This window comes from Candidatus Polarisedimenticolia bacterium (assembly GCA_035764505.1).
Taxonomy (GTDB): Bacteria; Acidobacteriota; Polarisedimenticolia; order Gp22-AA2; family AA152; genus AA152.
Genome location: DASTZC010000268.1, coordinates 1 through 2,320, shown reverse-complemented (window position 1 = coordinate 2,320; position 2,320 = coordinate 1). Strand labels below are relative to the sequence as shown.

Genomic DNA, 2,320 nt, shown 5'->3' with positions numbered 1-2,320 from the left:
TAGTCAGCGCCAGCGCACCGATGCCGCGGCAATGCTCCTGGCGGAGGAGCAGTCGTCAGGTTCCGCCGGCGCGCTGATTGGCATCGCCGCCGGCCCTGGCCACCCCGTCTACAAACGTGCCCCGGAGCCGAAGGGCCCGATGACCGTCTTTGGATACGATTATCTCGAGGATCGCATCGGCACGGAGAAGGCCGCAGCATTGGGACTGCTGCGGTACACCGGCCTGCGAGGAAGCGGCGGGGAGTACGCCTACGAAGTCCTGAACCTGGTGGACGGCAACCGTACCGAGGTGCAGGTCCGCAACGCGGTCTCCGCGATCTACGGCCCGGTGCCGCAGGAGCTGGTCAGCGCCTACCTCGCCGCGCTGGAATCGGCCGGGGTAATCGTGCGGGTCAGCCCGTAGGCGGTTCCGGGCCGCGGGGCGGCTCCGCGTCCCTGGCCGCCTGTCGCTCCGCATCCCGCCGGGCCTGCCCCTCAGCATACCAGCGCCGGGTGATCTCCCCCGCCAGGTCTCGATTGCCGAGTCCGAAGGCGAGCCCCGCCGCCAGGGCGATCGCGCCCAGGATGAGCGTGAACGCGGCCGTCACCAGCTCCTCGGCGACCCCCAGCTGGGTCAGCGCCATGAAGATCGCGATGATCACGACGGCGGCCTTGGACACCTTGGCCAGCGTGGGCACACCTTCCACGCGTCCCGCCGATGCGAGCACCAGCGCTCTCACGAATTCGCCGACGATCATGCCGAGGATCACGATCACGATCGCGGCGATGAGGGTCGGGATGTAGGAGAGCATGGTCCCGAACATCGTGTTGATGATCTCGAGGCCGAGCGCCGTGCTCGCCAGCAGGATCGCCACCAGCATCACAAGCCAGAACAGCAGCTTGCCCACGGCGTGAATCGGATCGAGGTGGGTGCCGCTCCGCTCCATCGCCTCGGACAGGCCCCCCGCCTCGGCCACCTTGTTGAAGTTGAGCCGCTTGAGCAGCGAGTCAGTCCAGCGCTCAAGCAGCCGCGCCAACAGGTAACCCGCCAGGAGAATCGCGACTGCGTACAACAACGACGGGAGGACCTGGAGGATCTGGTTCCCGCCCACGGACAATCGTTGCCAGAGTTCGTTCACCGCGAGACCTCGATCACGAGTTTGCCGAGCTGATCGCCCCGCGCCATGCGCTCGTACGCGGAGGCTCCACGCTGCAGGGGCACCACCGAATCCACCACCGGCCAGAGGTGGCCGGCATTGCCGAGCTCCATCACGCGGGCAAACTCCGCCCGCGTTCCCATGGTCGATCCGAGGAGGCTCCACTGGAACCAGAAGAGCCGCCGGAGATCGAGCGAAACATGGGGACCCGAGGTGGCGCCGCAGGTCACCAGCCGGCCGCCGGGCCGCAGCGCCTTGAGGGATGCTTCCCAGGTGCGCTCGCCCACCGAATCGACCACCACGTCCGCACCGGCGCCGGTTAGCTTGCGCACCTCGCGGGCAATCTCGTCCGGCGATCGCTCCGCGTGATTGAACGTGGCCTCGGCCCCCAGCTCCCGGGCTCGCGCCAGCTTTCGTTCGGCGGAGCTGGTCACGACGACCCGGGCTCCGAGGTGTCGGGCAATCTGGAGAGCAGCCAGCGACACCCCGCCGCCGATGCCCCAGATCAGCACGGTCTCCTCCGGCGCGAGGCGGGCGCGAGTGACCAGCATTCGCCAGGCCGTGAGCGTAGACAATGGAAAGGCCGCCGCGACATCCCATGGCATAGTATCGGAAATCCGCGCTACGTTACGTTCTGGAACAACAACCAACTCAGCCGCGGTGCCGGATCGATGTTCGCCCAGAATCTGGTAGCTTCGGCAGAAGGGTTCTTCACCGGCGGCGCACTGGGCGCAGCGCCCGCAAGAGATGCCGGGATTGAGGGCGACCCGGTCTCCGGGATGGACCGAGGTCACTGCGGCTCCCACGGCCTCGATGACTCCCGCCCCGTCGGTGCCGACGATGTGCGGGAAGCTGACGGTGATGCCTTTGACGCCCTCGGTCAGGAAGAGATCGAGGTGGTTGAGTGCCGCTGATCGTACCCTGACGAGGACGTCATCGGGGGCGGCGATGGCCGGCGCGGGGAGATCGAGCAGCTCGAGGCTTCCGATCCCGCCATGTTCCTTGAGGGCCAGCGCCTGCATCGCGGAACTCTCCGGCTTGCAGATGAGCGGAAGTTGTGCAAGATATATCAGCCAATCAGCGAAGGCGCTGTCGCGCCTGCCCCCTTTGCGGCGGGGCCTGCCGCAACCGAGCAGCCGGAGGAAGCAAGCATGGCCGCGTTCCAGGAATCGGAAATGGGTTGG

At 67.2% G+C, this 2,320-nt stretch carries 3 protein-coding genes; 1 reads left to right on the top strand and 2 read right to left on the bottom strand.

The features are described from left to right. A partial coding sequence (locus VFW45_17300) for a hypothetical protein (GenBank protein ID HEU5182546.1) occupies nt 1–403 on the top strand: 403 nt, incomplete at its 5' end. Here the strand turns inward: VFW45_17300 and VFW45_17295 are convergent. Both VFW45_17295 and VFW45_17290 read right to left on the bottom strand, forming a co-directional pair. Continuing rightward, a complete protein-coding gene (locus VFW45_17295) occupies nt 393–1,118 on the bottom strand; it encodes a hypothetical protein (protein ID HEU5182545.1) in 726 nt (241 codons plus the stop codon). The two genes, VFW45_17300 and VFW45_17295, sit on opposite strands and share 11 nt — an antisense overlap. Next, the gene (locus tag VFW45_17290; protein ID HEU5182544.1) at nt 1,115–2,158 is read right to left on the bottom strand and encodes a zinc-binding dehydrogenase; all 1,044 of its coding nucleotides are present in this window, start codon (nt 2,156–2,158) and stop codon (nt 1,115–1,117) included. Before VFW45_17290 ends, VFW45_17295 begins: the two co-directional genes overlap by 4 nt. Nucleotides 2,159–2,320: the final 162 nt, after the last annotated feature.